We start from the raw sequence: 6,938 nt of genomic DNA on the forward strand, positions 1-6,938 counted from the left end.
GGAGGGGGATAACGAATTCGAAAAAATTCTATCCCACTCCCTTTAAATCACATTAATACGATTAATAAGCGAAAGGTGAGTATACATGGCACAAAAAGATTGGAAAAAGTCTGTCGTTTATCAAATTTATCCCAAATCATTTAACGATACAACAGGTAATGGTGAGGGAGATTTAAAAGGAATTATTGAAAAATTAGACTATATTCAATATTTAGGTGTTGATTACATTTGGTTAACACCTGTTTATGAATCACCGATGAATGATAATGGTTATGATATAAGCAATTACTTGAAAATTAACGAACGCTTCGGAACGCTAGAAGATTTTGAAACATTAATCAGTGAAGCACATAAGAGAGACTTAAAAGTCATGATAGATATTGTTATTAATCATACATCTACAGAACATGAATGGTTTAAAGAAGCAATCCGTTCGAAAGACAATCCGTATCGTGATTATTATTTCTTTAAACCATCACGAGATGGGCCTCCAACTAATTGGGAATCGAAGTTTGGTGGTAATGCTTGGCAATACGACGAGAAGACAGATGAATATTATTTACATTTATTCGATGTCACACAAGCAGACTTAAATTGGGATAATGAAGCAGTGAGGCAGGCTTTATATGATGTTGTTAACCACTGGATTGAATTTGGTGTAGATGGTTTCCGCTTTGATGTAATTAATCTTATTTCTAAAGGTGAATTTAAGGATTCTCCTAAAATTGGAAAAGAGTTTTATACTGACGGACCACATGTACATGAGTATCTACATGAACTCAATCGTCATACATTTGGAGATAAAGATATGATGACGGTAGGAGAAATGTCATCAACAACCATTGATAATTGTATCAAATATACAAAATCTGACCGACAAGAATTAAGTAGTGTCTTCAACTTCCATCATCTAAAAGTAGACTATGTTGATGGAGAAAAGTGGTCAAATGCGAAATTAGACTTTTTAAAACTAAAAGAAATATTGATGGATTGGCAAATTGGAATATACGAAGGTGGCGGATGGAATGCGATTTTCTGGTGCAATCATGATCAACCACGCGTTGTATCTCGTTTCGGTGATGATTCTACAGAAGAAAATCGACAAGCAAGCGCTAAGATGTTAGCTATCGCATTGCATATGTTGCAAGGTACACCATACATTTATCAAGGCGAGGAAATCGGTATGACGGATCCGCGCTTTGATTCTATTCAACAATATCGTGATGTTGAGTCACGTAATGCCTATGATAACTTAAAACAACAAGGTATAGATGAAAGTGAAATTTTAACTATTCTAGGGCAAAAATCACGTGACAATTCTAGAACACCTATTCAATGGACATCAGGTGAACAAGCAGGTTTCACTACTGGTACGCCTTGGATTGATATACCAAACAATGCGCAATATATTAACGTAGAAGCAGCAATTGAGGACAAAACATCCGTACTACACACGTATCGCGAACTGATTCGATTGCGTCATGAACATGATATTATCACTTATGGTGACATCGAGCCGTTATATATGGAACACCCACAATTATTCATGTACCGTCGAAATTATGACGGCCAAACATGGCTCGTGGTTGCTAACTTTTCAAAAGAAGCAGTAAAATTACCTGAAGACATCAATAGACAAGGAACAGTTATTATTCAAAATGGCACAATAGAAAATGGTGAAATATCTCCATTTGGTGCAATTGTCATTGATGTTCAATAGATTGATGTAATGGAGAAGGACATGGCAACACAAAAATTCATAACGATATATGAACAACTCAAGCAACAAATACATGAAGATGTATATACCAATGGACAACAACTTCCGTCAGAACATGAATTGGTAACACGATATGGCACATCGCGTGAAACTGTTCGAAAAGCACTGGACTTGTTAGCAAATGATGGTATGATTCAAAAAATTAGAGGTAAGGGGTCTATTGTTATTGATCAAGGTGTTACGGAGTTCCCATTTTCAGAATTAATTAGCTTTAAAGAGGTGCAAGAAGAACTGGGTTTGAAACATGAAACTGAAGTACTCATTAACGAGCGGATTAAAGCTAACTCGGTACCTTATGTTAAAACGCAATTAAACCTTAAAGGTGATGAGGAGCTGATTCATGTTGTACGTACAAGAAGTATCAATCATAGAGTGAAGATTTTAGATGAAGATTACTTTTTAGCTTCAATCGTTCCGGGTATTACGAATTCAGTAGCAAAAGATTCTATTTATCATTATTTAGAAACGCAATTAGAATTAGATATCAGTTATTCAAGCAAATCGATTACGTTTGAGCCTTTTACTGAAAGTGCCTATGATGTTTTCGGTAAAATACAACCACCATATACTGCAACAGTGAGAAGTGTCGTTTATTTAAATAACACAACGCCATTCCAATACAATGTGTCTAAGCATTTAGCAACAGAATTTAAATTCCAAGAATTCTCTAGACGACATAAATTATGAGATGGCATCAAGCTATTTTTGAGTCGATGATATGGAGAATTAAAACTTTACACTTGCAATAGGGAGAACGTTTATAGTATTATAAAACTTACCGTGCTAGGTGGGGAGGTAGCGGTTCCCTGTACTCGAAATCCGCTTTATGCGAGACTTAATTCCTTTGTTGAGGGTGTGTTTTTGTGAAGTCTGCCCGAAGCACGTAGTGTTTGAAGATTTCGGTCCTATGCAATATGAACCCATGAATCATGTCAGGTCCTGACGGAAGCAGCATTAAGTGGATCCTCATATGTGCCGTAGGGTAGCCGAGATTTAGCTGTCGACTTCGGTAACGTTTGTGATACACACTCGATTCGAAGGTGCACGGTTTTTTAATACGTTAAATTAACCGAAATAAATCAAATTTTTAGTACAAATTTAAAAGAGAGCTTGTAATATAAATAATGTAATGATGCTACTTTGCGAGTTCGCAGTAGCTGTCTAAATTGAGAAGGCGCTTAAATCAAGCATTTCTCAGTTCTAGTCATCCTTAAGGGAGTGGGACAACGAATTTAAACAGAATTCTGTCCTGCTCCCATTTTTTTGTATAAAATATAGATAAATAAAAACGGGAAAGCGATATGTCCGAGTGTCGAACGGGGAACACTTTGACGCATTAGAGGGGTGTCAATATGCGATTATTCTTAAGTACATTAACGGAAATGGATTATAGCGAAACTTTGAATAGAATAGAATCAAGTTATGATGAGAAACATCAAGGTGCTGGTCAAAGACAACGTGCACTCATTTCAAAATTACGTCAAGCAGCGAATTATAATTATGAACTCGAAGTCATTGCTAAAGATGAATCGGGCGATATTATAGGACATGTCATGCTTAGCGAGATCAATTTGAATGCTGAAAATCAGCGTTACAAAGCACTAGAATTAGCGTCCCTTATAGTTGAACAGCCATATCGTAATGAAGGGTTGGGCAAAGCCTTAGTCCAAGCTGTTGAAGAACGCGCGAAATCACAACAATATACGACTATCGTTGTGGGGTGTTGTCCAGAGTATTTCGAAGGGTTAGGTTATGAATCGGCAGACAAACATCATATTTTCTCAAAAGAAACAGATGCGTCTATGTTACGGGTTAAATTTCTATGGAATCAACTGGATGATTATCCACATGGTATTGTGCAAGACGCAGATATGACATAATAAATTCATTGAAATTAAGGCGATAATGCGTGATATAATGTAGAGTAATTGTTAACGGAGGTGCGGATGTGAATTATCAAGCTTTGTATCGAATGTTTAGACCCCAAAGCTTTCAGGATGTTGTGGGGCAAGAACATGTAACTAAGACGTTACGAAACGCCATTTCCAAAGGTAAACAATCACATGCCTATATCTTTAGTGGTCCTCGTGGAACTGGTAAAACGAGTATTGCTAAAGTGTTTGCTAAAGCAATAAATTGTTTAAATCCTCAAGATGGCGAACCATGTAATGAATGTGCGATTTGTAAAGGTATTACACAAGGTACGAATGGCGATGTGATTGAGATTGATGCTGCAAGTAATAATGGTGTAGATGAAATTAGAAACATTAGAGATAAAGTTAAATATGCGCCTAGTGAGTCGAAATATAAAGTATATATTATTGATGAGGTGCACATGCTAACAACTGGTGCGTTTAATGCGCTATTAAAAACACTTGAGGAACCACCGGCACATGCTATTTTTATTCTTGCTACAACTGAACCACATAAAATCCCGCCTACGATTATTTCGCGAGCGCAACGTTTTGACTTTAAAGCGATAGGCACAGAACAAATTACAGATCGCTTGCGCTTTGTAGCTGAAGAACAACATTTAGATTATGATAATGAAGCCCTTGAGTTTATTGCTAAAGCATCTGAAGGTGGTATGCGTGATGCGCTAAGTATTATGGACCAAGCTATCGCATTTGGTGATGAGCATCTTACACTACAAGATGTATTAGATGTAACGGGTAGTGTGGATGAAGCGGCATTAAATGAATTATTTAAAGACGTTGTTGAAGGGAATGTTAAAAATGCATTTACACGCTATCATCAATTTATTTCAGAAGGAAAAGAAGTAAACCGCCTTATTAATGATATGATTTATTTTGTTCGCGATACAATTATGAATAAAACGGTCGATAATCATGCAGAATTCGATGCGCTAATGAATTTTAATTTAGATACGCTTTATCATATGATTGATATCATTAACGATACTTTAGTATCGATACGTTTTAGTGTGAACCAAAATGTGCACTTTGAAGTATTACTAGTAAAAATTGCTGAAATGATGAAATCACAGTCTGACACTGTAACCAATGTTGCGACAACACAAGTTGCGTCACAACCTAATAATGACGTGTTGTTACAACGTATGGAACAACTAGAAAATGAACTAAAAACACTCAAAGCTCAAGGCATCCCTCAAGCAAATTCAAAACAGCATGCTACACAAACGAACACGCGTGGTAGACGTCAGAATAAAGGTACTTTCTCAATGACGAATATTGCTAAAGTATTAGACGAAGCAAACAAAGAAGATATTCAACTATTGAAGAAACACTGGCTAGAAGTAGTAGACTATGCGAAAAAGAATGATAAGAAATCATTGGTAAGTTTATTACAAAACTCAATTCCTGTAGCAGCTAGTGAAAAACGCGTATTAGTTCAGTTTGATGAAGAGATACACTGTGAAATTGTTAATAGAGATGATGAAAAACGAACTAGTATTGAAAATGTAGTGAGAAACATCATTAATAAGAATGTTGAAGTAGTGGGCGTCCCTTCAGATCAATGGATGAGAGTAAGAACTGAATATATTAATAGTAGAAAGCAACAAGATAAAGATAATCAAACAACACCAACTAATGGTGAAGAAAGTAAGCAAGACACAGATGTAGCACAGAAAGCCCGTGACTTATTTGGTGAAGAAACTGTTCATTTAATAGATGAATAATCCTTTTTGTTATATTAATAGTAAGAACTTGATTTGAGTATAGGATTGTTGAATTGATTCTAGAAACAGAGATACATGACAATAAATATAAACGTATGTATAATAAAATATAAATTAAAAGATAATGTCGATACATTCAAGGAGGAAATGATATTATGCGCGGTGGCGGAAATATGCAACAAATGATGAAACAAATGCAAAAAATGCAAAAGAAAATGGCTCAAGAGCAAGAAAAATTAAAAGAAGAACGTATTGTTGGTACTGCAGGTGGTGGCATGGTAGCTGTTACAGTTACTGGTCACAAAGAAGTTGTAGATGTTGAAATTAAAGAAGAAGCGGTAGATCCAGACGATATCGAAATGCTACAAGATTTAGTTTTAGCAGCAACGAATGAAGCGATGAATAAAGCTGACGAATTAACTCAAGAACGTTTAGGTAAGCATACACAAGGCTTAAATATTCCGGGAATGTAATATAGATGCATTATCCTGAACCTATATCTAAATTAATAGATAGTTTTATGAAACTGCCAGGCATTGGTCCCAAGACGGCTCAACGTCTGGCATTTCATACTTTAGATATGAAAGAAGACGATGTAGTCCAATTTGCTAAAGCCTTGGTAGATGTTAAACGTGAGCTTACTTATTGTAGTGTATGTGGTCATATAACTGAGAATGACCCTTGCTATATTTGTGAAGATAAGCAACGTGATCGCTCAGTTATATGTGTAGTTGAAGATGATAAAGATGTTATTGCGATGGAGAAGATGAGAGAGTATAAAGGACTTTACCATGTACTACATGGCTCAATCTCTCCAATGGATGGAATAGGGCCAGAAGATATTAATATACCGACATTAATTGATAGATTAAAAGATGATGAGGTTAAAGAATTAATATTAGCTATGAATCCTAACTTAGAGGGAGAATCAACGGCGATGTATATATCAAGATTGGTGAAACCTATTGGAATTAAAGTCACTAGATTAGCCCAAGGACTCTCAGTAGGTGGAGATTTAGAATACGCTGATGAAGTTACTTTATCTAAAGCAATAGCAGGAAGAACAGAAATGTAAAACATAGAGTCGCTATTAGCAAATTGATAGCAAATATAGCTATAACAGTTATATTTCGATTTGCAATAGCGTTTTTTTAATTTATTTTAAAAAAATGTAAATTTTTTAAAGTTTGTTATTTGAGTGATTAAAACGAATTAAAATGGGTAACAAAAACGATATAATGCATAAAAACGAACTATTTAATACTTATTATTAATTAAAGTTCGTTTATTGAGTATTTTAGAACTTTTTGTACTGAATAAAGTGTAATTTTTACTGTTGTTAAAATGGATGAATGCCTGTATAGTATATATTTGTTGAGCGGAACAAATCAACGAACATTAAAACACTTCAAAAATTAATGAAAAAAGTTGTTGACTTTATTGTTGGTAGCGAGTATAATTAATTCTTGTGGTAACAAAAAATGAACATTGAAAACT

The 6,938-nt window shown here is 35.1% G+C and carries 6 protein-coding genes and 1 other RNA gene; all 7 read left to right on the forward strand.

Annotation, left to right across the window (positions count from 1 at the left end; all coding sequences use genetic code 11):
• Positions 1 to 85: 85 nt before the first annotated feature.
• The 7 genes from treC (at position 86) to recR (ending at position 6,516) form a co-directional block, all read left to right on the forward strand.
• Positions 86 to 1,720, forward strand: a complete 1,635-nt coding sequence (gene treC / locus KA909_RS03125) for an alpha,alpha-phosphotrehalase (RefSeq protein WP_193839755.1) — start codon at positions 86 to 88, stop codon at positions 1,718 to 1,720.
• 21 nt (positions 1,721 to 1,741) lie between these two features.
• Positions 1,742 to 2,467 carry a trehalose operon repressor gene (gene treR, locus KA909_RS03130; RefSeq protein ID WP_210129953.1) on the forward strand — a complete coding sequence of 242 codons (726 nt, stop codon included), beginning with the start codon at positions 1,742 to 1,744 and terminating at the stop codon, positions 2,465 to 2,467.
• Positions 2,468 to 2,558: 91 nt separating this feature from the next.
• Positions 2,559 to 2,828, forward strand: an RNA gene (gene ffs / locus KA909_RS03135) — signal recognition particle sRNA large type.
• Positions 2,829 to 3,132: 304 nt separating this feature from the next.
• A complete protein-coding gene (locus KA909_RS03140) occupies positions 3,133 to 3,660 on the forward strand; it encodes a GNAT family N-acetyltransferase (protein ID WP_193839753.1) in 528 nt (175 codons plus the stop codon).
• Positions 3,661 to 3,728: 68 nt separating this feature from the next.
• Positions 3,729 to 5,441, forward strand: coding sequence for a DNA polymerase III subunit gamma/tau (gene dnaX / locus KA909_RS03145; protein ID WP_075109158.1), 1,713 nt, complete (start codon positions 3,729 to 3,731; stop codon positions 5,439 to 5,441).
• A 155-nt stretch (positions 5,442 to 5,596) separates the two neighbouring features.
• Complete coding sequence (locus KA909_RS03150) at positions 5,597 to 5,914, forward strand: YbaB/EbfC family nucleoid-associated protein (RefSeq protein WP_001213992.1); 318 nt, start codon at positions 5,597 to 5,599, stop codon at positions 5,912 to 5,914.
• Positions 5,915 to 5,919: 5 nt separating this feature from the next.
• On the forward strand, positions 5,920 to 6,516 hold the full coding sequence (gene recR / locus KA909_RS03155; RefSeq protein WP_053030221.1) for a recombination mediator RecR: 597 nt from the start codon (positions 5,920 to 5,922) through the stop codon (positions 6,514 to 6,516).
• The last annotated feature ends 422 nt before the right edge of the window (positions 6,517 to 6,938 follow it).

This window comes from Staphylococcus sp. GDX8P54P, from assembly GCF_017893165.1.
In the GTDB taxonomy this organism is placed as follows: domain Bacteria; phylum Bacillota; class Bacilli; order Staphylococcales; family Staphylococcaceae; genus Staphylococcus; species Staphylococcus borealis.